Genomic DNA, 23,721 nt, shown 5'->3' with positions numbered 1-23,721 from the left:
GAATCTGACGTAAACCTCTTGATCACCGGGCCGGGGCGGGGCGGGGTGGGGGTGAGGCAGGGCGGGGGTGGGGCGGGGTGAGGGGGGTTAGTCGTGGTGGTGGTGGCGGCCGCTGGTGCGTAGGGAGCGGCGGCCGCTCTCCCGTTCCGGTTCGTTGTCGGCGAGGGGCTTGCTCAGGCCGGCGACCCAGTCGACGTACTCGTCGTCGGCCGTCGCCGGCTCCGCGGGAGGATCGCCTGCCGACTCACCCTCGGGTGACCGGTTCCGTCGGAACAGTCCTCGTCGGCCCTTGGCCCGGCCGGCTGGCTGCTGACCGTCGCCGCTCGGAGCTGGGCCGGCGGGAGCCGCACCGGGGGAGGTGTCGTCCACCGGCGCGGTGCTGCGGGAGCTGTCTCCTTCCCACCGGAGGCTGACCGGCCCCGGGGGCTCCGTTCGCTCGGTGGTGTCCGGTTCGGGAAACGGCAGGGAGGCCCGGGCTGGTTCCGGGCGGGGGGAGTCGGCCGGGCCACCCGTACCGCTGAGGTCTGGTAGTTGGTGGCGGGGGCGCGGCATGCTTTCGACACCGTCCGGTGGGACGTGCCGCGTTCCGGCCCTTGCCGGGTCCGCTTCGGCGGCCGTCGCATCGGGACGGGCACCGCCCGGCCCGGCGACACCCGGGCGGTCGGACGCGGTGCTGCCCGTCCCGCTGCGGCCCTGTCGGGTGGGCTGCGGCCCGGTGCCTTCCAGCCCACCGCTGGCGGGCCGGGTGTGGCGGGGTTCGGTGACGGCCGGTCGGTCCGTCTCCGCGCTGCCGGTGCCGGTGGGGGCCGCTGGATCGGGCGCGGGCTGACCGGTCTCGGCCACCGGGACGACGGCGGCGGGACGGGTCCGGCTGGTCCGCTTCGCCCCTGGCCTGGGCGCGGCCTCGGGTTCTTCCCCCGTGGCCGGTCCGGTCGCCTTGCGCTGCTTCGCCGCGGTGGGTGCGGTCTGGCTGGTCTCGGCCCGCGTCGACCTGGCGGGGGCCGGCTCGACCCTGGGCGGCTCGACTCTGGCCGGTTCGACCCGGGGCGGCTCGGTCGGGATCGGCTCGGTCGGGGTCGAGCCGATCCGGGCCGGTCCGCCCGGGGTCGGGGCGGGGCGGGTCGCCGGCCGGTCGGTGACGGTAGCGGCGGGATCCGGCCAGTCCCAGTGGGCGGGGGTGCGGCCGACGCGCGGCGGCTCGGGGTCGAAGGCCCGTGCGGCGGCGCTCAGCTCCACCGTGACCGCCTCGTCCGAGCCGGTCCCGGTCGTGCTGCCGGTTCCAGTCGGGCTGCCGGTCCCGGTCGGGCCGGTTGCCGGGGAGACGGCTCCGGTCGGGTCGGGCCGGGGCGGGTCGGGGGCGGTGGGCAGGGGCGCGAGGATGTCGGTCGGCTCGATCGCCGCGTCGTCGGCGGCCGGGCGGGCGGGCAGCAGCGGCCAACGCAGCAGCGTGGCGGCGACCGAGCCGAGCGCACCGGTGGCGACCGCGATCACCGCGGCGTAGTAGGGGGCGAGCTGGTAACGGTCCACCGCGTCGCCCGGCCCTGCGGTCAGGTAGGCGAAGGCGAGCAGCACCGGGCCGGCCGCCCCGGCGGCCCCGCCGATCAGCGGGACGTGCCCCCGCCGCCGGGCCACCCCGCCGGTCACCGCGCCGGCCACCAGCGCGACCACGGGCAGCAGCAGCATCGCCAACTGCTGCGCCCGGTCCGCGCCGAGCCAGGCCGGCTCCAGCACGCCCAGGCGTACGGTGCGCAGCGGCTCGGTGGAGAGCACCCCCGGTGCGGCCGAGACGAGCGCGACCAGCCAGACCGCCCCGCCCATCAGGGCGACGTTCCAGCCCAGCGGGGGGCGCAGCAGGACGGCCGAGGCGGCAGCCGCACCGACCACCGCCCCGGCGACCGCGCAGATGCCGACCGCCCAGACCGGGTCGACGGCGCTCAGCTCGGCGGCCCAGGCGGGTTGCATGCACAGCGGGGCGACGACCAGCGCGCCGAGCGCGGCGGCCCCGGAGATCGCCAGCTGCACGGGGGTGTCCTGCGGCAGCCCTTCACGGCGGACGAGCCGGCCGGTGAGGACCGCGCCGACCACGGCGGCGGTCACCGCGAACCAACCCACCCAGGCGAGCTGGGCCGGCCACCGGTTGACGTCGGTGAAGTCGCCGGTGAGTCGGACGATGCCGAAGCCGTACGCGATGCCGAGCTGGCCGGCCCCGGCCAACATGCTCACCCCGAGTGCGGTGAGCAGCAGTTTGCCCCACGTCCGAAAGGCCATGTCGCGCACGTTACGGCCCGGTGCGCCCGATCGCCACTGTGGCGCGGCGCGGCCGGGACCAGCTGTTACCCAAGCGCTACCAGCGACTACTTGAGTTCCACCAGGCGGGCCAGATAGGTCGTGTCCCCGACATTGGTGAGCATGTGGACGGCACCCGGGTCCCGGTAGACCACCCCGCCGGTGGGCTCGTCGGCGTCGATCCGGGTCCCGTCGATCGTCTGGACCACGTTCTTCGCGCCCTCGATCGCCACCACCAGGTACGGGTGGTCGTGCCGGTGCAGCGGCTGCCGCTCACCCGGGGCGAGCCGGATGTGCCACACCCGGACCCGGTCGTTCTCGAAGACGATCTCCTGGCCGACCGGGCCGAGTTCGAGGTCGTGGGTCACGTCGGTCATCGGGTTCCGTCCAGTTGGGGGAGCACCTCGGCGGCGATGAGCTCCAGGTGGTCGAGGTCATCGAGTTCGATCAACCGCAGGTGGACCCGGGTGGCCCCGATCGCGGCGAACTCGCCGATCCGGTCGACCAGTTGGGCGGGGGAGCCGACCACCGGGTCCTCCGGCGGCAGGGCGCTCTTGACGTGCAGCGGTGCGGCCCGGCGCTGGGCCTGCGCGTCGGTACGCCCGATCGCCACCACGATCCCGGCGGAGAGCACCAGCGGTGCCCGTCCCGTCCCGTCCCGGCCGGTCCGGTCGCACGCCTCCCGTACCCGGTCGTACGCCTCGGCGGTCTCCTCGACCGACTTGAACGGCATGTTGAACTCGTCGGCGTACCGGGCGGCGAGGTCGGGGGTGCGTTTCGGGCCCCGGCCGCCGATGATGATCGGCGGGCCGGGCTGCTGGACCGGCTTGGGTAGGGCCGGGGCGTCGACGAGCTGGTAGTGCTCGCCGGCCCAGCTGTAGGTCGCGCCGACCGGGGTGCGCCACAGCCCGGTGACGATCTCCAGCTGCTCGGCGAGCCGGTCGAAGCGTTCGCCGACCTTCGGGAAGGGGATGCCATAGGCGGTGTGTTCCCGTTCGTACCACCCGGCGCCGATGCCCAGCTCGACCCGGCCGCCGCTCATCTGGTCGACCTGGGCGACCATCACGGCCAGCGGGCCGGGCAGCCGGAAGGTGGCCGAGGTGACCAGGGTGCCGAGCCGGATGCGGGAGGTTTCGCGGGCGAGTGCGGCCAGGGTCAGCCAGGCGTCGGTGGGGCCGGGCAGCCCGGGTTCGTCGCCCATCGCCCGGTAGTGGTCGGCCCGGAGGAACCCGTCGAAGCCGCCGGCCTCGCAGAGCTGGGCGAACCGGAGCTGGTCGTCGTAGCTGGCGCCCCGGTGCGGCTCGGTGAAGATCGCCACTCGCACGGTCATCGTCCCTCCACCCCGGCGGTCGCCGGTGTCTCCCGTTCCATCAGCAGTTCGTGCAGGTCGGCGCTGACCCGTGCGACGTCGGCCAGGTGGGCGTTGCGGCCGAGGGTGCGGGGGCGGGGGATGTCCACGTCGACGATCTTGCGGATCCGTCCGGGGCGGGGGCTGAGCACGACCACCCGGTCGGCGAGCAGCACCGCCTCGTCGATGGAGTGGGTGACGAAGACGACGGTCGCCCCGGTCTCCATGTGCACCCGTTGCAGTTCGCCGGAGAGTTCCTCCCGGGTGAGCGCGTCCAGGGCGGAGAAGGGTTCGTCCATCAGCATCACCCGGGGTTCGCCGATCAGCGACCGGCACAGCGACACCCGCTGCTGCATGCCACCGGAGAGTTCGTGTGGCAGCCGCTTCTCGAAGCCGGCCAGGCCGGAGAGTTCCAGCAGTTGGCGGGCGCGTTCGCGGTGCTTGGCGCGGCTCCAGCCGAAGATCTCGGCCGGCAGCAGCACGTTGTCGAGCACCGTGCGCCAGGGGAGCAGGGCGGGTTTCTGGAAGAGCATCGCGACGTCCCGGCGGGGCCGGGTGATCGGGCTGCCGGCGACGGTGATCTCGCCGCTGCTGACGGGCAGCAACCCGGCGATCATCCTGAGTAGAGTGGACTTGCCGCAACCGGAGCGGCCGAGCACGGCGACGAACTCGCCCTCGGCCACGTCGAGGTCGATCCCGCGCAGCGCCTCCACCCGCCCGGAACGGCCGTCGAAGGTGCGCGACACATCGGACAGTCTGATCATCGCCGTCGGTCTCCCCTGAGTCGGCGGTCAGGAATCCGACAAGGATATCCCCAGCGTGCCGGCCGCTCACCGTCCGGGGTGGAGTCGAGTTGTTTCCGTTCCGCAACCCGATCCGCCTGGTGTGGTGACGGTAAGTGTCTCGTACGCTGTGCCAGCGAAGAGTCCCTTCACGACGGCTGCGTCGGCGCCCCCTCACGCCGTCCCGCCGGAACGACAACCCCCTCCGGGCACACCGCCCGGTCGGAAAGGACATGGTGCACAGATGACAAGGCTGACCCGCACGGTCGCCGCGGCCACCCTGGCCACCGCCCTCGCTCTGGTATCCGCCTGCAGTGGCGGGTCCGACTCGGCGGACGCAAAGACCGGCGACGGCAAGTCGCTGGAGAAGGTGACCTACCTCACCTCGTTCGGCAACTTCGGTCGCGACTCCTACGCCTGGGTGGCGAAGGACAAGGGCTTCTTCAAGGAGGCCGGCTTCGAGGTGGAGATCAAGCCCGGTCAGGGCACCGGCGCGGTCATCCAGACCATCGTCGGCGGCCAGGCCGACTTCGGTCCGATCGACCTGACCGGCGGCCTGCTCCAGGTCGGCAACGGGGTGGCCAAGGACTTCGTGGCGGTGGCCGCGATCCAGCAGCGCACCATGGCCGCCATCGTCTCGGTCGAGGGCAAGAACATCGCCACGCCCAAGGACCTCGAGGGCAAGAAGCTCGCCGACACCCCCGGCTCCGTCGTGCGCAACCTCTTCCCGACGTACGCCCGGATGGCCGGGGTGGACTACAACAAAGTCACCTGGGTCAACGGTGACGCGCAGACCCTGATGGGCACGCTGGCCTCCGGCCAGGTGGACGGCATCGGCCAGTTCGTCGTCGGCCAGCCCACCGTCGAGGCGGTCACCAAGAAGAAGCCCGTCGTGCTGCCGTACAGCAACGTGATGCAGGACCTCTACGGCAACGCGCTGATCACCTCCAGCAAGATCGCCAAGGAGAACCCGGAGAAGGTGAAGAAGTTCACCGCCGCGCTGCTCAAGGGGCTTGAGTACGCTCTGGCCCACCCGCAGGAGGCGGCCGACATCCTGAAGAAGAACGTGGACACCACCAACCCGGCCGCCGCCGCTGCCGAGTTGCAGCTGATGGCCGGCTACGTGCGTTCCAGCAACTCCGGCACGGCGATCGGCACGCTGGACAGCGACCGGGTCGCCAAGAGCATCGCGATCCTCCAGGGCGCCGGCGCGCTCAAGTCGAACATCACCCCGGACCAGATCATCGACTTCAACCTCGTCCCGAAGGCCTGATCGACGCCGAGGTGCCACGGGGGTGCGACCCAGCGGGACGACCGGTGGGCGCACCCCCGTTCGCGTGCCGGCCAGCGTGCCGGCAGGAGAGGAGGATCCTGTGACGGACTCGATCCGGACCCGTCCCGTACCCGGCTCGGCCGGCCTGCCGACCCCCGCGGGTCGGCCCGTGCCGACCGTCCCCCCGCCGCCCGCCCGGTCACCCTGGTCCCGGATACGCCCGGCGGCGGTCGGCCTGCCGCTGGCCGGCCTGGTGGTCACGGTGGCCGTCTGGTGGGTGGTCACCTCCGGGCTGCACCTGGTGCACCCGGCGTCCCTGCCGCCACCGCAGGCGGTCTGGACGTCCCTGACCGCATCGGCGGACGTGCTCTTCCCGGCGCTGGGCACGACGACCCTGATGACGGTCCTCGGTTTCCTGCTGTCGACGGTCGCCGGGGTGCTGATCGGGATGGCGCTGGCCGCCTCCCGGCGGGCCGAGCGGATGTTCGCCCCGCTGCTGGTGGCGATCAACGCGGTGCCCAAGATCGCGCTGGGGCCGCTGCTGGTGGTCTCGGTCGGCTGGGGTTCGAAGCCGATCCTGACCATGGTGTTCCTGCTCTGCTTCTTTCCGATCGTGCTCTCCACCGCCACCGGCCTGACCACCACCCCGGCGGACCTGGCCGAGCTGGCCCGGTCGCTGAACGCCTCCTGGTGGCAGTCGTTCCGCAAGGTGCGGTTCCCGGCCGCCCTGCCGCAGATCTTCGTCGGGCTGAAGGTGGCGATGCCGCTGGCCGCGATCGGCGCGGTGATCGGGGAGTTCTACTCCGACAAGCCGGGCCTGGGCTACCAGATCCTCCAGTACAACGGGGTAGGCGACACCGCCACGGCCTGGGCGGCGATCGTGCTGATCGCGGCGATGAGCATCCTGCTCTATTCGGCGTTGTCGCTGGTCGAGCGGCTGGCCCTGCCCTGGGTCCGGGCCACCACCTCGGCCCGCTGACCCTCGCAGCCACCCGACCCGAAGCACCGACGGGCCGACCCCACCCGGGGGCCGGCCCGTCGGTCGGGGGCGGTCAGCTCGCCAGCCGCCACCGGCCGCCCCGGGCCACCAGCGTGGTCAGCGCCTGCGGCATCAGCCCGGAGTGGTTGTCCGGGGTCATCCGGATCGGCCCGGACAGGCCGTCCAACTGGGACGTCTCCAGCACGTCCCGCAGGCCGTCCCGGTTGACCCGGCCACTCGGGCCGCCAGCCCGTACCGCCGAGTCGGCGATCAGCTGGACGGCGTCGGCGGCGAACGACGAGAGGCCGTTGTAGCCGCCGAACCGGGCCGTGTAGTCCTGGAACCACTGCCGGCGGGCGGCCTTGGCCGGGGTGGTGGCGATGACGTCGTCGATCACCATGGTCTGGGTGAAGATCAGGGTGGCCCGCTCGGTGGCCCGGCCGGAGCCGCCCAGGAAGAGGTCACCGGCCGCGGCGGCGTCGAGGAAGAGCGACCCGGAGTAACCGGACTGGTCGGCGGCGGTGGCGGCGAGGGTGGCCTGCTCCGGCGGGGTCCAGATGACCAGCCCGGTGGGGTCGCGGTCGACCAGCCGGCGAACCGGTGCGGCGAGTTCGGTGTCGGTGGTGCGTACCGCCTCGGCGCGGACCCGCTCGATGCCGACCTTGCGGAACTCGCCCTCCAGCGCGGTCAGCCCCTCGCGGCCGTAGTCGTCGTCGCTGTGCAGGATGCCGACCTCGGTGATCCCGCGCCGCCGCAGTTCGGCGGTGAGCGCGGCGGCGCTGTCGCCCGCGTTCGGCGCGAGCTTGAACACGTACCGGCGTTCGGGGACGGGGCTGGCGACCGCGCCCGACGGCGCGAGTGCGATCGTCGGCACCTTCCGTTCGTTGATGGTGCGCGCGGCGCCGACGGCGCATTCGTTGCAGCCACCCATGATGATGGCGTTGACCGTGGAGTCGTTGCTGAAGTCGCCGATGTTGCGCAGCGACTCGTTGGCGTCGGACCGGTTGTCCTTGACCACCAGTTTGATCTTCCGGGAGCCCAGGGCGCCGGAGGAGTTCAACTGCTCGACCTTCAGATCAAGGGCGCGCTGGTATGCCTTGCCGACCGGCGCGGCGACGCCGGAGAGTTCGAGATCGGCGGCGATCGTGATCGGGCTGTCGTCCTCCTCTGTCGCGCCGAACGAGCAGCCGGTGAGCGTGGTGGCCAGCACGGCCGATGCGAGCGCCACGATGGTCGCGGAGCGGATGGGGCTCAACTCAGTCCTCCAGGTGCGGCGCGGGACGGGCCCGGTCACCGCCGCTAGTCCGTCCTCAGTGGAGAAACGGGATTGTGTGCCGTACGGTGTGCGCGAAAGCCTGCAAAACCTTGCCAATGCCGGGGCGTGCGGTCAAGCGCGGATGCTGTCGGCGGTTTCGGGACGCGAATCTCACATTGTGGGGACATCAGATATTTACCCATGCTCACTCATCAGAGGCGTACGAACACTCTGGAGTGACATGCCCTGTTCAGGGGTGGCCTGCTAAGCAGGGAAAACGGTGATCAGCATGCTGGTCGACCGATTCCTGTCCGAACGCGGCTTCCCAAACAGGATCTTCTCTGATGAAATCGCGGCCGTGCCGCGCGTGGCGCTGTCCGTCGCACCAGGCGCGGGTCGGCGGGTCAGGCGTGTGGAAGATACGACGGAGGCGATGTCGTGAGCACCGGACCGACGACCCTGCCCGAGCCAGGCGAAAGCGCCGGAACCGAACGGGAGCGCCGACTGCCCCGGCTGCGGGATGCGCGGATTCGTTCCAAACTCGCCCTCATTCTGGTCGTACCGGTCGCAGCGGTCATCGCACTGGCGACAATCCGACTCGTCTCCACTACCGAGGGTGCGGTCGACGCCACCCAGATCCGCTCGCTGACCGCGCTCTCCATCGACGTTTCGGCGCTGACGCAGGATCTGCACAAGGAGCGGATGGCCGCCGCCGGCTACCTGGCCAACCCGCAGCTGCTCCCGGACGACTACAACCTTCGGGTCCGGGCCACCGGTGAGCGGATCAACGCTTACCGGGCCGAGCGGGCCGACCTCGGTGAGGTCCCGGCCGCCGTGCGGGACCGGCTCAAGGTGATCGACGACCACCTGCGGACGCTCGACGCGACCCGGCAGGAGGTGCTCGACCGCCGGCAGATGCCCGTCGCCGAGGCCACCCTGCGGTACGGCGTGATCCTCACCGACCTGGTCTCGTACGGCGACACCCTGGCCCAGCTGCCCGGCCAGGAGAGTCTCGCGGACGCCCGCCGCGCGGTGGCCGCGTTCAGCCGGGCCAAGTCCGCCGTCGCCGAGGAGGAGGCGGTCGCCTACACCGCACTGGTCAGCGGACGCCTCGACGAGGAGCAGTTCTCCTCGTTCGTGGCGACCCTGACCAGTCAGCAGGAGGCACTGCTCGGCTTCTCCCTCGCCGCCGACCCCACCCAACGTGCGCTGGTCTTCAGCGCGGTCTCCGGTGACGCCGTCGGCCTCGCCGACCGGGTGGCCGCCGACATCACCCGCTCGGTCGGCCAGCGCAGCCCGATCAGCGCCGGTGACGCCAGCGCCGCGATCGGCGCGGTCAACGACCTGATGCGGTGGACCGAGATCCAGCTCCAGGACACCCTGCTCGCCCGCTCCGAGCAGGCCCGCAGCGACGTCATCCAGCAGGCCGTCATCGAGACGGTGCTGGTGCTGCTCACCCTGATCGTCGCGATCACCCTCGCCGTGGTGCTGGCCCGCTCGCTCAACCACTCGCTGCGCCGGCTGCGGGAGGGCGCCCTCTCGGTGGCCAACCACGACCTGCCGGACGCGGTCAAGCGGTTGCAGAACATGGGCAGCGTCGGCGACGGCGGGGTCGAGGAGATCGTCCGCCAGGTGCGGGACCCGATCCGGTTGACCAACCGGGACGAGGTCGGCCAGGTGGCCCTGGCGTTCAACGTGGTCCACCGGGAGGCCGTCCGGGTCGCCGCCGAGCAGGCGGCGCTGCGGACCAGCGTCTCGGCGATGTTCCTCAACCTGGCCCGCCGCAGTCAGACCCTGGTCGACCGGATGATCGGCGAACTGGACGCGATCGAGCGCGGCGAGGAGGACCCGAAGCGGCTCGCCCAGCTCTTCGAGCTGGACCACCTCGCCACCCGGATGCGCCGCAACGACGAGAACCTGCTGGTGCTGGCCGGTGCCGACTCGGCGGTGCCGCGCCGCGACGACGCGCTGCTGGTCGACGTGCTGCGCGCCGCCCAGTCCGAGGTGGAGCTCTACAACCGGATCGAGTTCGGCACCGTCGACACCGACATCTCGGTCGCCGCCCACGCGGTCAACGACGTGGTACGCCTCGTCGCCGAGCTGCTGGACAACGCCACCCGCTTCTCGCCGCCGACCACCACCGTCGTCGCCGACGGCCGGCGGATCCGCGACTACGTGCTGATCCAGATCGAGGACCGGGGACTCGGCCTCACCGACGAGCAGCTCGACTCGCTCAACCGCCGCCTCGCCGCCCCGCCGACCGTGGACGTGGCCGCCTTCCGGCTGATGGGTCTGGCCGTGGTCAGCCGGCTGGCCAGCCGCTACGGCGTCCGGGTGGAGCTGCGACGCAACGTCGAGGGCGGCACCGTCGCCCAGGTGACGCTGCCCAACGCCACCGTGGTCCTGCCCGCCCACCGGGGCCGCGACCAGGCGATCAGCCGTCCGCGCCAGCCGCTCGCGGTCGAGCAGCCGACGCCCGCGTCGTCCGGCATCGGCGGGGCCTTCAGCGGTGCCCGCAGCGCGGCGGCGACGCTGAACGACCAGTGGCGCACCGCCCCACCGGCGCCCGCGCCGTGGCAGCCGCCGGTGGACGCCCGGGAGACCGCCCCCGCCGTGCAGTTCGGCGGCCCGGTCTCCGCCCCACCGTTCGCGCCGGTCCCCGCCCCGTCGGCCGACTCCGGGTTCGGGGCCTTCTCGGCCGGCAGCCCGACGGTGGCGAACCCGACCATCGACCCGCTGCCGCGCCGGGCCGCGCCGGGCGAGTCCGCCCCGGTGCTCCCGGTCGGCCCGGTCGCCGGTGCCACGCCCGCCCCGACGGAGTCCTACGGTGCGCCGGCCATGCCGTTCGCCGGTGCCCCGGCAACGACTCCGTACGCCGGTGCCCCGGCGGCGACCCCGTACGCCGGTGCGCCCGCCGCCACCCCGTACGCGGGTGCTCCGGCGGCCACCCTGTTCGCCCCGGCCGCCGCCGCGGCGGCGTTCGCCCCGGCGGCCCAGCCGGCCGCGTACGCCGCACCGGCCGCCCAGCCGTACACCGCACCGGCCGCGTCCTACACCCCGCCGGCGCCGGCCGCACCGGTGGTCGCCCGCCCGGACCGGCCGGCCGACTCGCCGATCTTCCGGGAGATGGAGGCGGTGTGGTTCCGGTCGCACGGCGACGACGCCACCGCGATCTTCACCCGGCCCCGCTTCGACGAGGAACCGCCGGCCGCACCGCCGCGGTCCAACGGCGCGAGCAAGCCGACCCGCCCGCCGCTGCCCACCCGGGTACCGACGGCACCCACCGCCGCCGGCACCCCGACCGTCACCCCCGCCCCGGCGGCCCCGCAAGCGCCCGCCGCCACCGGACCCGTACCGCCGGCCCCCACCGCGGCGTCCACATTCGGCACCACCGCGCCGGCCGCCCCCACCACGGCGTCGACATTCGGCACCACCCCGCCGGCCGCGCCCGAGGCGCCGGCAGGCCCACCGGCCGCCGACGCCGACGCCTGGCGGACAGCGGCCGACGAGGGCTGGACCCGGGCCAGCCAGGCGGCCGAACCGGCCAACGCCGGCACCACCCGTTCCGGCCTGCCGAAGCGGGTGCCGCAGGCGCAGCTCGTCCCCGGCGGGATCGAGCCGAAGGAGGGCCGGGACCGCAGCCGCCGCACCCCCGACGAAGTACGCGGTCTGCTCTCGGCCTACCACCGCGGCGTGCAGCGCGGACGCACCGCAGGCGCGGACCTCAACAGCACCTCGACCAAGGAGACGAACCGATGAACAGGCCAGCTGCCATGCAGGACATGGGTTGGCTGCTCACCAACTTCGCCGACAGCGTGGCGGGCATCGCCCACGTGGTGGCGGTGTCCGCGGATGGGCTGCTGCTCGCCTCCTCGCGGGACCTGCCCACCGACCGGGCCGACCAGCTCGCCGCGATCACCTCCGGCGTGGTGAGTCTGACCGAGGGTGCCGCCCGGATGTTCAGCGCGGGCGGGGTGCTGCAGACAGTGATCGAAATGGACAGCGGTTACCTGTTCCTCATGTCGATCAGCGACGGTTCGTCGATGGCGGTGCTCGCCGCCCGCAGCTGTGACGTGGGTCAGGTCGGCTACGAGATGGCGTTGCTGGTCGAACGGGTGGGTGCGGCGTTGGTGCCGCTGCCCCGGGACGCCGTGCGTTCGTAGCACCGGTGAGGCCGGGCGCGACCGCGTCCGGCCGGAGGGACGACGCATCCGGGCCGGACCCGGGCGGAAGGAGGTGATCGCGGCATGGACCCCCGACGGGACCCGCGCGGGGCGTTGGTGCGTCCGTACGCGGTCACCCGGGGCCGCACCGAGCCGAGCCGGGACATCGCACTGGAGGCGGTGCTCACCTCCAGTGCGACCCAGGTGGCCGAGTCCCGCTTCGCCGGCCACGACAAGTACCGGATCGCCACCGTCTGCGAGGGCCGGGCGCAGTCGCTGGCGGAGATCGCCGCTTACACCCGGATGCCGTTGGGCGTCGCCCGGGTGCTGGTCGCCGACCTGGTCGCCGACGGTCTGCTCACGCTACACACTGCCGCTCCCGCCGAGGGGTTCGAGGAGCGAATGGAAATCCTTGGAAGGGTGCTAAGTGGACTTCGCAGGCTATGACCCCGTCGGGTCGCGCCAGAGCCGGGGAATCGTCTCCGCGAAGATCGTGGTCGCGGGCGGCTTCGGCGTGGGCAAGACGACCCTGGTCGGGGCGATCTCCGAGATCACTCCGCTGACCACAGAGGCGCTGATGACCGCCGCTGGCGTCGGCATCGACGATCCGTCGAAGGTGCCCGGCAAGGAGACCACCACGGTCGCCATGGACTTCGGCCGGATCACCATGGCGCAGGACCTGATCCTGTACCTGTTCGGCACCCCCGGGCAGACCCGCTTCTGGTTCATGTGGGACGAGATCATCCGGGGTGCGGTGGGTGCCGCCGTGCTGGTGGACACCCGGCGGATCACCGACGCCTTCGCCCCGTTGGACTACTTCGAGAACCGCAAACTCCCGTACGTGGTGGCGCTGAACCGGTTCGACGGCTCGGACCTGTACGAGCCGGACGAGGTCCGCGAGGCGTTGGCCATCTCGGCGGACGTGCCGCTGGTGATGTGCGACGCCCGGGACCGGGAGTCGGTCAAGCAGGTGCTGGTGACGGTGGTCGAGCACGCCATGATCCGGCTGCAGGCCGAGCACGGCCGGGGCTTCCCGACTCCGGTGGGCTGAGGGCAAACCTGTCACCATTTGTAACGACACGGCGTGGCCGCGCTCAATCCGACGACGCCCTCCGGGTGCGCCCAGAAACTGGATGAACCCACTCTGACCTGCAGCAACGTACGCTTTTCCACGAATGTAACGCCCAGTGAGAGGTTCCTCACTGGAACATTGGTGGAGGTGGCGTCATGCGCACAGTGACAGTGATGTCGATCATTGCGGCCGGGGTCGTGCTCGGGGCCGGAGTCGCCGGGCCGGCCCAGGCGGCCGGTCTCGATCCGCAGACCCGGGCGGACGCGTTGACGGCGATGGAGGGGGAGGCGTTCGCCCACGCGAAGTACCTGGCGTACGGCGAACAGGCGGCGCGTACCGGCGAACGGCGGATCGCCCGGCTCTTCGCCGACACGGCGCGGACCGAGCGGTACGACCACTTCGCGGCCGAGGCGAACCTGATCGACTTCGTCGGCAGCAACGTGGACAACCTGCGGGAGTCGATCGCCGGCGAGGAGCACGAGGCGACAGTGGTCTATCCCGGCTTCGCCGCCCAGGCGCAGCAGGACGGCTGTGCCGAGGCGGCCGAGCTGTTCACCGAGCTCGCCGCCGACGAGGCGGTGCACGCGGCCCGGTTCCGCACCGCGCTGCAAGCGCTTACCGATCCGGGCTCCGGGGTACGCATCCCGGTGGGCGAGGCGGTGCCCCCGGTGCCGATCCTGCCGAGCCTGCCCGCCTGCACCGGGGCGACCCAGGAGAACCTGGAGGCCACCCTACGGGGTGAGGCGTTCGCCAACGCGCGCTACACCTCGTACGCCGGGCACGCCCGCGCCACCGGTGTCCTCCGGCTGGCCCGGCTCTGGGACAACACGGCCGGCCAGGAGCTGGGCGAGCACTTCGCCCAGACCGCCGAGCTGGCCGGACTGGTCCGCGACAACGCGGCCAACCTGCGGGAGTCGATCGACGGCGAGCAGTACGAGGCCACCGTCATGTACCCCACGTTCTCCCGGCAGGCGGCTGCGGCGGGTGACCGCCGGGCGGCGGCGCTGTTCCGGGAGATCGCCTTCGACGAGGCCGACCACGCGTCGGCCTTCCTGCGGGCGCTGGTGCGACTGGAGGTCTGAGCATCCCGCCCGCGCGACGTCGACCGCACTCCACCAACCCCCGGCCTCACTCCACCCGGAGCCGGTAGCCGCGCTTGACCACGGTCTGCACCACCCGGGGTGCCCGCAGCCCCACCCGCAGCCGGGCCACCGCCATCTCCACCGCGTGCTCGTCGGCCCCCCGGGGCAGCGTGCGCAGCAGTTCGGTCCGGGACAGCACCCGACCGGGCTGGGCGGCGAGCGCCCGCAGTACCGCCATCGGCGCGGGCGCCAGGGGCCGCAGCTCCCCGTCGATGACGGCGGCGTGCCCACGCAGGGTCAGCAGGTGCCCGGCCGCCTTGACCGTGACGGTTCGGCGGGGCAGTTCGTCCACGATGGTGCGGACCAGCGCGCCGAGCCGGGCCCGGGTCGGCGCGCTGACCGGCACGCCCCGCCGCACCAGCGGTTCGGCGGTGACCGCGCCGACGCAGCTGACCAGCACGTCGCCCCGCAACGCGGCCAGCACCGTCTCGGTACGGTCCCCGGCGGCGCGCAGCAGCGCCTCCGCCGCCGGGGCGGAGGTGAAGGTGACGGCGTCGACCAGCCGGCCGGCGACGAGGTCGATCAGCCGGTGCAGCGGGGCCGGGTCGGTCGGTGGGGCCCACCGGTAGACGGGCACCTCGATCACGGTGGCCCCGGCGGCCTCCAGGGCCTCGGTGCACTCCGGTTGCCGGTCGCCGTGCAGCTGCATGGCGATCACCTGCCCGGCCACCCCACGTCGGCACAGGTGCTCGACCACCTCCTCGCAGCTCTCCGAGGCCGGCGACCACTGGTCGTGCAGGCCGGCGGCCCGGATCGCGCCGCGCGCCTTGGGGCCCCGGGCCACCACGTAGGCCCGGGACAGCACGTTCTTCAGCGGCTCGGCCAGCCCCCAGCCCTCGGCCGCCTCCAACCAGCCGCGCATCCCGATGCCGGTGTTGGCCATCAGCACGTCCGGTGGCCGGTCCAGGCAGGCCCGGGTGGCGTCCCGCAGGTCGGTGTCGTCGGCCAGCGGCACGATCCGCAGGGCCGGGGCGAGCACCACCCGGGCACCGCGCCGTTCCAGCAACGCGGCCAACTCGTCGCGTCGCCGGTCGGCGGTCACTCCGATGGTGAAGCCGGCCAGTTCGTCCCGCATCACTCCTCCTGTCGCAGCCGCACCTCGACCAGGCCGTCCCGGCAGCGGACGTCGTACCGGGGCAGGGTCACCCCGGGCAGGTCCAGGCACAGCCCGGTTCGCAGGTCGTACACCTGCTTGTGCAGGGGGGAGGCGACGGTGGGCACCCCGCCCCGGCTGCCGACGATGCCCCGCGACATCACGTACGCGCCGCTGAGCGGGTCGAGGTTGTCGACCGCGAACAGCTCGTCGTCGGTGCGGAAGATGGCCACCTGGACGCCGTCGACCAGGGCGGCGACGCCGCGCTCGGGTTCCAGCCTCTCCAGCGGGCAGACCGGGGCCCAGCCGATGGTGACGGTGTCGCTCATCGCCGCACCTCCGGCAGGCCGAGGACGACCGGCTGGCGACGCCGGGTGGGTGCCCCGGCGGGGGCGGCGGCCCCGTCCGGTGGTGCGGCCCCGGCGGCGACGGGACCGCGTGTCGGTACCGGCTGGCCGCGTTCCACGGCGAAGGTGATCGACGGGTCCGGCACCTCGGGGGCGTTGACGAAGGAGGTGAACCGGCGCAGCCGTTCCGGGTCGTCGAGCACGTCCCGCCACTCGTCGGAATAGGACGTGACGTGCCGGGCCATCGCCGCGTCGAGTTCGGCGCAGAGCCCGAGCGAGTCGTCGACGATCACCGACCGGAGGTGCTCCAGGCCACCGTCCATCGCCTCGATCCAGGCGGAGGTGCGTTGCAGCCGGTCGGCGGTGCGGACGTAGAACATCAGGAACCTGTCGATCAGGGTGATCAGCTCGTCGGTGGTCAGGTCGGTGGCGAACAGGTCGGCGTGCCGGGGCCGGAAACCGCCGTTGCCGCCGAGGTAGAGGTTCCACCCGGTGTCGGTGGCGATGATGCCGAAGTCCTTGCTGCGGGCCTCGGCGCACTCCCGGGCGCAGCCGGAGACGGCGGACTTGAGCTTGTGCGGGGCCCGCAACCCCCGGTAACGCAGTTCCAGCGCGACGGCCAGGCCGACCGAGTCCTGCACCCCGTAGCGGCACCAGGTCTCGCCGACGCAGGACTTCACCGTGCGCAGCGCCTTGCCGTACGCGTGGCCGGACTCGAAGCCGGCGTCGACCAGCCGCCGCCAGATCTGCGGGAGCTGCTCGACCCGCGCGCCGAACAGGTCGATCCGCTGCCCGCCGGTGATCTTGGTGTAGAGCTGGAAGTCGCGGGCCACCTCACCGATCACGATCAGCTTGTCCGGGGTGATCTCGCCGCCCGGGATCCGGGGCACCACCGAGTAGCTGCCGTCGCGTTGCAGGTTGGCCAGGAAGTGGTCGTTGGTGTCCTGCAACGACGCCTGCTCGCCGTCGAGCACGTGCCCGGTGCCCAGCGACGCGAGGATCGAGGCCACCACCGGCTTGCAGACGTCGCAGCCCCGGCCCCGGCCGTGCTCGGCGACGAGCTGCGAGAACGTCCGGATGCCGCGCACCCGGACGATGTCGAACAACTCCTGCCGGCTGGCGTCGAAGTGCTCGCACAGCGCCGTGGACTGCTGCACCCCGGCCGCGTCGAGCAACTGCTTGAGCATCGGCACGCAGGAGCCGCAGCTCGTCCCGGCCCGGGTGCACGCCTTCAACGCCGGCACGTCGCACGCCCCGCCGACGATGGCCGCGTCGATGTCGTCGCGGGTCACCGCGTTGCAGGAGCAGACCTGCGCCGCACCGGGCAGCGCGGTCACCCCGCCGCCGCCCTCGCCGGCCGGGGCCAGCAGCGTCAACGGGGGAGCGGGCAGCGGCCCGCCGACGCTGGCCCGCAACGTCGGGTAGGCGGTCGCGTCCCCGACCAGCACCCCGCCGAGCAGCGTCCGCGCGTCGTCGGAGAGGACCAGCTTCGCGTACGAGCGGGTGACCGGGTCGGTGAACGTGACGTCCAGGCAGCCGGGGGTGGTGCCGTGGGCGTCACCGAACGAGGCCACGTCGACGCCGAGCAGCTTGAGCTTGGTGGCGCTGTCCGCGCCGGGGAAGGTGGCCGCGCCGCCCAGCAGCCGGTCGGCCACCACCTCGGCCATCGCGTACCCGGGGGCGACCAGGCCGTGGCAGGTGCCGTCGACGGCCGCGCACTCGCCGACCGCCCAGATCCGCTCGTCGTCGCTGCGGCAGCTCCCGTCGACCAGCACCCCGCCCCGGGGGCCGAGGCCCAGCCCGGCGGCGCGGGCCAGCTCGTCGCGGGGCCGGATGCCGGCGGCCACCACCACCAGGTCGGCGTCGACCGTGCCACCGTCGGAGAGGTCCAACGCGGCGACCGTGCCGGTCGGGCCGGGCCGCAGCGCGGTGGTGCCCACCCCGAGGTGGGTGGTGACGCCCAGCTCTTCCACGTAGCGCCGCAGCATCGCGCCGCCCGCCTCGTCGACCTGCACCGGCATCAGCCGGGGGGCGAACTCCACCACGTGGGTGCGCAACCCCAGCAGCCGCAGCGCGTTGGCGGCCTCCAGACCGAGCAGGCCGCCGCCGATCACCGCCCCGGTCACCCGGCCCCGGGCGTGCTCCCGGATCGCCTCCAGGTCGTCCAGGGTGCGGTAGACGAAGACGCCCGGCAGGTCCGTGCCGGCCACCGGCGGGACGAACGGGTACGACCCGGTGGCCAGCACCAGCGCGTCGTACGGGTGCTCCCCGGTCGCGGTGGTCACCACCCGCCGGTCCCGGTCGATCCCGGTGACCGGCTCGCCGAGGTGTAGCCGCACCCCCTCGTCGGGGGTGTGCAGGTTGAGCTCCTCGGCGGACACCCCGTCGAAGAACGCCGACAGTCGCACCCGGTCGTACGCCGGGCGGGGTTCCTCGGCGAGCACCGTCACCTGCCAGCGCCGGTCGTGGTCGCGGGCGCGCAGCGCCTCGACGAACCGTTGGCCGACCATGCCGTTGCCGACGACGACCAATCGTCCACCGGTCATCGGGTCACCTCCTCGTGGTGTCATCACGGTCATCGGGTCGTCCCCACCGAGTCCACCTCGGACAGCCAGCCGACGATGCCCTCGACGGCCTGCCGGCAGCCACCGCAGCCGGTCCCGGCCCGGGTCGCGGCGACCACCTCGTCGACGGTCCGGGCGCCGGAGCGCCAGCAGCGCACCAGGGTGCCCTTGTCGACGTCGTTGCACTGGCAGACGGTCACCGCGTCCGGCATCAGCGCCGGGGAGGCGGCGGGTGTCGCGGGGGCGCTGCCGAGCGACCGGCCGAGCAGCAGCGCCCGCCGGTCGGTGGGGACCGGGGCGCCCCGGTCGAAGAGCTGCACGACCGTGCCGACCGCCGGGTTGTCACCGAGCAGGATCGCCCCGGTCAGCCGGTCGTGGTGGATACGCAGCCGGGCGTACGTTCCCCGGGCCGGGTCGGCGAAGGTCAACTCCTCGCCGGGGCCGCCCGTCGGGTCGCCCATCGCGGCCAGGTCGATCCCGGCGGCCTTGAGCCGGGTCACCACCGGTCGGGGCCGGTAGCGGGCCGCCGGGTCCTCGCCGGTGAGCAGCCGGGCCACCACCCGGGCCTGTGCCCAGGCGGGTGCGACGAGCCCGGTCGGGCCGCCGGTGCGGGCGCAGTCGCCGATCGCCGAGATCGACCCGTCGTCGGTGCGTAGCCGGTCGTCGACCAGCACCCCCCGGTCGACGGCCAGCCCGGCGGCGGTGGCGAGGTCGGTGTCGGGGCGCACCCCGCAGGAGAGCACCAGCAGGTCGGCGTGCAGGGTGGTGCCGTCGGCCACGTCGAGGCGGACCCCGTCGTCGTCGGTGGCCAACCCGGTCGCCGGCACCCCCCGTCGGGTGGTGACGCCGAGCCTGGCGAGCGTGGCGGCGAGCACCTCCCCGGCGGCCGGGTCGAGCTGGCGTTCCATCAGGTGCGGGTGGGGGTGCACCACGGTCACCGCCAACCCCCGGGCGGCCAGGCCGCGCGCCGCTTCCAGGCCGAGCAGCCCACCGCCGAGCACCAGCGCGGTGCGGGCGGTGCGGGCGGTGGCGAGGATGCGGCGGCAGTCGGCCAGGGTGCGGAAGACGGCGACCCGGGGCGGCAGGGCGGCCGGGTCGAGGCCGGGCAGCGGGGGCACCACGGCCCGGCTGCCGGTGGCGAGGACCAGGTGGTCGTAGTCGATCCGGTCGCCGTCGGTGGTGTGCACCGTCCGGGTGGCCCGGTCGATCGCGGCGGCCACCACCCCGGTCCGCACGTCGGTGCCCTGCCCGGCGACCTCGGCCAGCTCCACGTCGGGCTCGTCGACCTTGCCGGCCAGCAGGGTGGAGAGCATGATCCGGTTGTACGCCCGGTGCGGTTCCGCCCCGAGCACGGTGACCTTCCGGTCGCCGTTGCGGGCGTGCAGCTCGGTGGCGAGCCGGGCGCCGGCCATCCCGTACCCGACGATCACGATCTGCCCGGTCATGCCCGCTCCACCCGGACCGCGCAGATCTTGAACTCGGGCATCCCGGAGACCGGGTCGAGGGCGTCGTTGGTGACCGAGTTGGCGCGCGCCGCCCCGGGCCAGTGGAACGGGGCGAAGACGGTGTCGGGCCGGATGGTCGGGCTGAGCCGGGCCGGTGCCCGCAGCTCACCCCGGCGGGAGGCGACCCGGACCTCGTCGCCCTCGGCCACCCCGAGCCGGTCGGCCAGGTCGGGGTGCAGCTCGACGAAGCCGTGCGGGGCGGCCCGGTGCAGCGCGGCCACCCGCCGGGTCTGCGCGCCGGACTGGTACTGGGCCAGCACCCGCCCGGTGGTGAAGTGCAGCGGGTAGTCGGCGCAGACCTCCTCGGCCGCCGGCCGGTGCTGCACGGCGTGGAACCGGGCCCGGCCGCTGGGGGTGGGGAAGGTGTCGGCGAAGAGCCGGGGGGAGTCCGGCCCGTCCGGGTCGGGGCACGGCCAGAAGACCCCGTCGGCGGATTCGATCCGGTCCCAGCTGACCCCGGCGTAGTCGGCGACGCCCCCGGCGGAGGCCCGCCGTAGCTCGGCGAAGACGACCCTCGGGTCGGTCGGGAACCGGTCCGGCGCGGTCCGCGGGGCCGGGACGTGGTCCGCAGGGGTGCGCGGGGCCGGGACGGCGGGCCGGGTGGTCGTCGGGGTGGTCGGGGCCGGGCCGTCCGGCGTCGTCGCCGGGGCCGGTGCGTCGGGGGCGTCGTCGAGGCGGGCCGCGAGCTCGGCGAGGACGGTCAGGTCGGTGCGGACGCCGGGGGGCGGTGGGCGCAGCGCCCGGCGGCGCAGCACCCGACCCTCCAGGTTGGTCATCGTGCCGTCCTCCTCGGCCCACTGGGCCACCGGCAGCACCACGTCGGCCAGCTCGGCCGTCTCGGAGCGCAGGAAGTCGGCCACCACCAGCAGGTCCAGCCCGCGTAGCCGGGACTCGACCCGGGCCGCCCGGGGCGCGGAGACCACCGGGTTGGAGCCGAAGACCAGCAGTGCCCGGGGGCCGTCGGGGGTGCCGAGCGAGTCGAGCAGCTGGTAGGCCGGCACCCCGGGGCCGGGCAGTTCGGCGGGGTCGACTCCCCAGACCCCGGCGACGTGGGCGCGGGCCGCCGGGTCGTCGATCTTGCGGTAGCCGGGGAGCTGGTCGGACTTCTGGCCGTGCTCGCGTCCACCCTGGCCGTTGCCCTGACCGGTGAGGCAGCCGTAGCCGGAGTGTGGGCGGCCGGGCAGGCCGAGGGCGAGGGCGAGATTGACGTACGCGCTGACGGTGTCGACGCCCTTGGCGTGCTGTTCGGCGCCCCGGGCGGTGAGGATGACCGCCGAGTCGGCGGTGCCGAGCGCGCGGGCGGTCGCCTCCAGGTCGGCCACCGGCACCCCGGAGAGCCGTTCCACCTCGGCCGGCCAGTACCCCGCGACGGTACGGCGTACCGCGTCGAAGCCCTCGGTACGGGTGGCGACGTACTCCCGGTCGATCAGCCCTTCGGTGAGCGCGATGTGCAGCAGTGCGTTGGCGACCGCGAGATCGGTGCCGGGCAGCGGTTGCAGGTGCAGGTCGGCCTGGCGGGCGGTGGCGGTGAGCCGGGGGTCGACCACGATCAGCCGGCCGCCCCGGGCCCGCTGGTCGGTCACGTGGCGCATCAGCGGCGGCATGGTCTCGGCCGGGTTCGCCCCGACCAGCAGCAGGGTTCCGGTGCGGCCCAGGTCGGTCAGCGGGAACGGCAGCCCCCGGTCGACGCCGAAGGCGCGCAGTCCGGCCGCCGCCGCGGAGGACATGCACCACCGGCCGTTGTAGTCGATGTGCCGGGTCCGCAGCGCCACCCGGGCGAACTTGCCGAGGGCGTACGCCTTCTCGTTGGTGAGCCCGCCGCCGCCGAAGACCGCGACCGCGTCCCGGCCGTGGGCCCGCTGGATGGTGCGCAGCCCGTCGGCGATCCGGTCCAGCGCGACGTCCCAGCTGGCCGGGCGCAGCGTGCCGGACGGGTCGCGGACCAGCGGGGTGGTCAACCGGTCGGGGTGGTCGAGCAGTTCGGCGGCGGTCCAGCCCTTCTGGCACAGCCCGCCGCGGTTGGTGGGGAACTCCCGGGGCCGGACCTCGATCCGGCCGTCGGCGTCCCGCAGGATCATGCCGCACTGGAGCGCGCAGTACGGGCAGTGCGTTTCCGTCTCCCGGGGCGGGGGCTCCGTTCGTGTCGCGGCGCGTGCACCGTCTGTCATGTCCGCAAAGCGTGCCGCCGGGCGGTTTCCGACCGGGGTCCCTTCTGTTTCGGTCCTGTCAAGAGCGGTTCACACCGCACGGGGGCAGGGGACCGGTCGGTGGGGTCTATAATGTGAGACAAGTTTCTTAATATGTGAGAGGGGTGGATCGTGGACGTGACGGCGGCCTTCGATGCGGTGGCAGGTTCCTACGACGGGGCCCGCCGCCGGCTCGTCCCCTGCTTCGACGACTTCTACGGCACCGCCGTCGAGGTGGCCGCCCCACCGCTGCGGGCCGCGCTCGCCGCCGGCCGTACCCCCGAGGTGCTCGACCTGGGCGCCGGCACCGGACTGCTCTCCCTGCTGCTCACCGCAGCGCTGCCCGGGGTGCGGGTGACCCTGGTCGACGGGGCCGCGCGGATGCTCGCGGTGGCCGCCGACGGGTTGGCCGCCCGGGGGGTGGCGCACCGGACCGTCGTGGCCGACCTGGCCGACCCGCTCCCCGCCGGCCGCTACGACGCGGTGGTCTCCGCCCTGGCCGTGCACCACCTCGACGACGACGGCAAGCGCGCCCTCTACCGGCGGGCGGCCGACGCGCTCGTCCCCGGCGGGGTGTTCGTCAACGCCGAGCAGGTGGCCGGCCCCACCCCGACCCTGGACCGCCGCTACGACGACGTCTGGCTGGCCCAGACCGCCGCGCGCGGCTCGGATGCCGACGAGATCGCCGCCGCCCGGGAGCGGATGCGGCACGACCGCCCGGCGTCGGTGACCGACCAGTGCCGGTGGCTGGTCGACGCCGGCCTGGTCGACGTGGACTGCTTCTACAAGGCGTGGCGGTTCGCGGTCTTCGGCGGTCGCCGTCCCGCCTGACCCGGACCCCCTGCGGCGGGCGGGCCGGGCGGTGGCACACGGCGGTTTGTCGGGTTCGTCGAGGCGGGCGAACGGAACGACCGGCGGTCATACCGGGAGTAGGATCGCAGGCATGACTGCCAAGGTGACCCTCTCGTTCTCCGACGAGACGATCGAGGAGGCCCGCCGGTTCGCCAAGCGGGAAGGACTCTCCCTCTCCGCCTGGATGGACCAGGCCGCCCGGGAGAAGGCGCTGCGGGAGGTCTTCACCGCCCACGCCGAGGCGGTCGGGCGGGCCGGGCTCGACCTGGAGTCCGCCGCCCTCGCCGACGCCCGCGAGGTGGGCATGGTCGCCGACGTGCTCTTCGGCGGTCGCCCGCGTGCTGCGTAGGGGAGAGGTCTGGCGCATCGAGGGCGCCCGGGAACGGCTCGGCCTGGTGATCAGCTCCGACGTCTACAACTCCACCGACGTGCCGATCGTGATCGTCGCCGAGGTGGTCGAGACCGCCCTGCTGCGCGACTCCCCGCTCGCCGTGCCGATGGGTGCCAACGTGGTGATGCCCGACCGGCTGTCGGCGCCGATGAAGAAGTGGTTCACCGAGTGCGTGGACGTCGCCGACACCGAGACCATGCAGCGGGTGGCCCGCGCACTGCGCATCCTCCAGGAGCTGTGACCCGCCCCGGCGGGAGCGGCGACCCACCGCAACGGTGGGCCCCTCACCACCGGTTCCCGGTCGACGTGCGGTCTCCGTTTCCGGCCCGACCCACGTGGGGCACCGCCGGGAAACCGACCCTGCCTAGCGTCCTGCTCACATCGACGAGGAGGAGTCGCCGTGAGCACGCTCGCCAGCAGCAGTAACGCCGCCGCCGATCCACCGGCCGCCACCACCGACCCGCTGGCCGCCGCCACGGTCGG

Annotated in this window: 21 protein-coding genes; 11 read left to right on the top strand and 10 right to left on the bottom strand. The window is 73.6% G+C overall.

Annotated elements, in window-relative coordinates; all coding sequences use genetic code 11:
- Positions 1 to 87: 87 nt before the first annotated feature.
- From ACQP2H_RS27055 to ACQP2H_RS27040, 4 genes are all read right to left on the bottom strand, one after another.
- Positions 88 to 2,268, bottom strand: coding sequence for a hypothetical protein (locus tag ACQP2H_RS27055; RefSeq protein ID WP_433229359.1), 2,181 nt, complete (start codon positions 2,266 to 2,268; stop codon positions 88 to 90).
- Between the two features lie 86 nt (positions 2,269 to 2,354).
- Entirely contained in the window at positions 2,355 to 2,663 is a 309-nt protein-coding gene (locus ACQP2H_RS27050; RefSeq protein ID WP_145921730.1) for a cupin, read from the bottom strand.
- Complete coding sequence (locus ACQP2H_RS27045) at positions 2,660 to 3,610, bottom strand: LLM class F420-dependent oxidoreductase (RefSeq protein ID WP_219470379.1); 951 nt, start codon at positions 3,608 to 3,610, stop codon at positions 2,660 to 2,662. The genes ACQP2H_RS27050 and ACQP2H_RS27045 overlap by 4 nt, the downstream gene beginning before the upstream one ends.
- A gap of 2 nt (positions 3,611 to 3,612) precedes the next feature.
- Complete coding sequence (locus tag ACQP2H_RS27040; protein ID WP_208568183.1) at positions 3,613 to 4,398, bottom strand: ABC transporter ATP-binding protein; 786 nt, start codon at positions 4,396 to 4,398, stop codon at positions 3,613 to 3,615.
- Between the two features lie 262 nt (positions 4,399 to 4,660).
- Between ACQP2H_RS27040 and ACQP2H_RS27035 the strand changes: the two genes are divergently transcribed.
- Together ACQP2H_RS27035 and ACQP2H_RS27030 are read left to right on the top strand one after the other, a co-directional pair.
- On the top strand, positions 4,661 to 5,689 hold the full coding sequence (locus tag ACQP2H_RS27035; protein ID WP_357014499.1) for an ABC transporter substrate-binding protein: 1,029 nt from the start codon (positions 4,661 to 4,663) through the stop codon (positions 5,687 to 5,689).
- Between the two features lie 169 nt (positions 5,690 to 5,858).
- Entirely contained in the window at positions 5,859 to 6,668 is an 810-nt protein-coding gene (locus tag ACQP2H_RS27030) for an ABC transporter permease (RefSeq protein WP_363819222.1), read from the top strand.
- Between the two features lie 73 nt (positions 6,669 to 6,741).
- Here the strand turns inward: ACQP2H_RS27030 and ACQP2H_RS27025 are convergent, their stop codons facing one another.
- Positions 6,742 to 7,923 (bottom strand): ABC transporter substrate-binding protein, encoded by a 1,182-nt coding sequence (locus ACQP2H_RS27025; RefSeq protein ID WP_363819053.1) that lies wholly within the window; start codon positions 7,921 to 7,923, stop codon positions 6,742 to 6,744.
- A gap of 280 nt (positions 7,924 to 8,203) precedes the next feature.
- Between ACQP2H_RS27025 and ACQP2H_RS27020 the strand changes: the two genes are divergently transcribed.
- The 6 genes from ACQP2H_RS27020 to ACQP2H_RS26995 all read left to right on the top strand — a co-directional run bounded on the left by ACQP2H_RS27020 (position 8,204) and on the right by ACQP2H_RS26995 (position 14,240).
- The gene (locus ACQP2H_RS27020; protein WP_208568179.1) at positions 8,204 to 8,365 is read left to right on the top strand and encodes a hypothetical protein; all 162 of its coding nucleotides are present in this window, start codon (positions 8,204 to 8,206) and stop codon (positions 8,363 to 8,365) included.
- Positions 8,362 to 11,682 carry a nitrate- and nitrite sensing domain-containing protein gene (locus ACQP2H_RS27015; protein ID WP_433229356.1) on the top strand — a complete coding sequence of 1,107 codons (3,321 nt, stop codon included), beginning with the start codon at positions 8,362 to 8,364 and terminating at the stop codon, positions 11,680 to 11,682. The genes ACQP2H_RS27020 and ACQP2H_RS27015 overlap by 4 nt, the downstream gene beginning before the upstream one ends.
- The gene (locus ACQP2H_RS27010; protein ID WP_067313320.1) at positions 11,679 to 12,086 is read left to right on the top strand and encodes a roadblock/LC7 domain-containing protein; all 408 of its coding nucleotides are present in this window, start codon (positions 11,679 to 11,681) and stop codon (positions 12,084 to 12,086) included. The genes ACQP2H_RS27015 and ACQP2H_RS27010 overlap by 4 nt, the downstream gene beginning before the upstream one ends.
- 84 nt (positions 12,087 to 12,170) lie before the next feature.
- Entirely contained in the window at positions 12,171 to 12,533 is a 363-nt protein-coding gene (locus ACQP2H_RS27005) for a DUF742 domain-containing protein (RefSeq protein ID WP_067313317.1), read from the top strand.
- On the top strand, positions 12,514 to 13,137 hold the full coding sequence (locus ACQP2H_RS27000; protein ID WP_357537842.1) for a GTP-binding protein: 624 nt from the start codon (positions 12,514 to 12,516) through the stop codon (positions 13,135 to 13,137). The genes ACQP2H_RS27005 and ACQP2H_RS27000 overlap by 20 nt, the downstream gene beginning before the upstream one ends.
- A gap of 194 nt (positions 13,138 to 13,331) precedes the next feature.
- Positions 13,332 to 14,240 carry a ferritin family protein gene (locus tag ACQP2H_RS26995; RefSeq protein WP_357537841.1) on the top strand — a complete coding sequence of 303 codons (909 nt, stop codon included), beginning with the start codon at positions 13,332 to 13,334 and terminating at the stop codon, positions 14,238 to 14,240.
- 46 nt (positions 14,241 to 14,286) lie between these two features.
- Here the strand turns inward: ACQP2H_RS26995 and ACQP2H_RS26990 are convergent, their stop codons facing one another.
- The 5 genes from ACQP2H_RS26990 to ACQP2H_RS26970 are packed head-to-tail and all read right to left on the bottom strand — an operon-like array spanning position 14,287 to position 21,977.
- Complete coding sequence (locus ACQP2H_RS26990; RefSeq protein ID WP_208568176.1) at positions 14,287 to 15,375, bottom strand: uroporphyrinogen-III synthase; 1,089 nt, start codon at positions 15,373 to 15,375, stop codon at positions 14,287 to 14,289.
- Positions 15,375 to 15,722, bottom strand: a complete 348-nt coding sequence (nirD, locus tag ACQP2H_RS26985) for a nitrite reductase small subunit NirD (RefSeq protein WP_208568175.1) — start codon at positions 15,720 to 15,722, stop codon at positions 15,375 to 15,377. The genes ACQP2H_RS26990 and nirD overlap by 1 nt, the downstream gene beginning before the upstream one ends.
- Entirely contained in the window at positions 15,719 to 18,286 is a 2,568-nt protein-coding gene (gene nirB / locus ACQP2H_RS26980; protein ID WP_363819045.1) for a nitrite reductase large subunit NirB, read from the bottom strand. The genes nirD and nirB overlap by 4 nt, the downstream gene beginning before the upstream one ends.
- A gap of 29 nt (positions 18,287 to 18,315) precedes the next feature.
- Positions 18,316 to 19,749, bottom strand: a complete 1,434-nt coding sequence (locus ACQP2H_RS26975; protein ID WP_219464714.1) for an FAD-dependent oxidoreductase — start codon at positions 19,747 to 19,749, stop codon at positions 18,316 to 18,318.
- Complete coding sequence (locus ACQP2H_RS26970) at positions 19,746 to 21,977, bottom strand: molybdopterin oxidoreductase family protein (RefSeq protein ID WP_219464713.1); 2,232 nt, start codon at positions 21,975 to 21,977, stop codon at positions 19,746 to 19,748. Before ACQP2H_RS26970 ends, ACQP2H_RS26975 begins: the two co-directional genes overlap by 4 nt.
- A 150-nt stretch (positions 21,978 to 22,127) precedes the next feature.
- On the opposite strand from ACQP2H_RS26970, the gene ACQP2H_RS26965 reads away from it, so the two are divergent.
- The 3 genes from ACQP2H_RS26965 to ACQP2H_RS26955 all read left to right on the top strand — a co-directional run bounded on the left by ACQP2H_RS26965 (position 22,128) and on the right by ACQP2H_RS26955 (position 23,479).
- Complete coding sequence (locus ACQP2H_RS26965) at positions 22,128 to 22,826, top strand: class I SAM-dependent methyltransferase (RefSeq protein WP_219464712.1); 699 nt, start codon at positions 22,128 to 22,130, stop codon at positions 22,824 to 22,826.
- A 112-nt stretch (positions 22,827 to 22,938) separates the two neighbouring features.
- On the top strand, positions 22,939 to 23,196 hold the full coding sequence (locus ACQP2H_RS26960) for a DUF6364 family protein (RefSeq protein WP_091241872.1): 258 nt from the start codon (positions 22,939 to 22,941) through the stop codon (positions 23,194 to 23,196).
- Positions 23,186 to 23,479, top strand: a complete 294-nt coding sequence (locus ACQP2H_RS26955; RefSeq protein ID WP_208568170.1) for a type II toxin-antitoxin system PemK/MazF family toxin — start codon at positions 23,186 to 23,188, stop codon at positions 23,477 to 23,479. Before ACQP2H_RS26960 ends, ACQP2H_RS26955 begins: the two co-directional genes overlap by 11 nt.
- Positions 23,480 to 23,721: the final 242 nt, after the last annotated feature.

This window comes from Micromonospora sp. CA-248260, from assembly GCF_050942205.1.
GTDB lineage: Bacteria > Actinomycetota > Actinomycetes > Mycobacteriales > Micromonosporaceae > Micromonospora > Micromonospora antibiotica.
This window is presented reverse-complemented; position numbering and strand designations above follow the sequence as displayed.